The following is a 682-nucleotide window of genomic DNA, read 5'->3' as shown; positions in this document are numbered from 1 at the left end:
CGCCCGCCGCATGTCGGCGTTCGCCAACTACGCGGTCTCCTTCACGATCATCTCGGTCCTCTCGGGCTGTCTGACGCTCTACCTGTTCGGCATGGACACCGGCGGCCCGGCGGTGATCACCTGGGGCTGGCTGGCGGTCGGCCTGATGACGCTGTTCGTCGGCCTGTCGATGGCCGAGATCTGCTCGGCGTACCCGACGTCCGCGGGCCTGTACTTCTGGGCCCACCGGCTGGCGCCCCGTCGCTCGGCCGCCGCCTGGGCCTGGTTCACGGGCTGGTTCAACGTGCTCGGCCAGGTGGCGGTGACGGCCGGCATCGACTTCGGCGCCGCCTCCTTCCTGGGCGCCTACCTGAACCTCCAGTTCGAGTTCGAGGTGACTCCGGGCCGGACGATCCTGCTCTTCGCGGCGATCCTGGTCCTGCACGGCCTGCTGAACACCTTCGGCGTGCGCATCGTGGCCCTTCTCAACAGCGTCAGCGTGTGGTGGCACGTACTGGGCGTGGCCCTGATCGTCGGCGCGCTGGCCTTCGTACCGGACCACCACCAGCCGACGTCGTTCGTCTTCCGGGAGTTCGTGAACAACACCGGCTGGGGCAGCGGGGCGTACGTCGTCCTGCTCGGCCTGCTCATGGCCCAGTACACCTTCACCGGCTACGACGCCTCCGCCCACATGACCGAGGAG

General features: G+C 68.6%; 1 protein-coding gene. It reads left to right on the top strand.

Annotation, left to right across the window (positions count from 1 at the left end; genetic code table 11):
* Positions 1-682 (top strand): amino acid permease (locus BZY54_RS48075; RefSeq protein WP_244217713.1); only part of this gene is annotated, 682 nt, incomplete at both ends.

This window comes from Streptomyces carpinensis (assembly GCF_002154505.1).
Classification (GTDB): domain Bacteria; phylum Actinomycetota; class Actinomycetes; order Streptomycetales; family Streptomycetaceae; genus Streptomyces; species Streptomyces carpinensis.
This window is presented reverse-complemented; position numbering and strand designations above follow the sequence as displayed.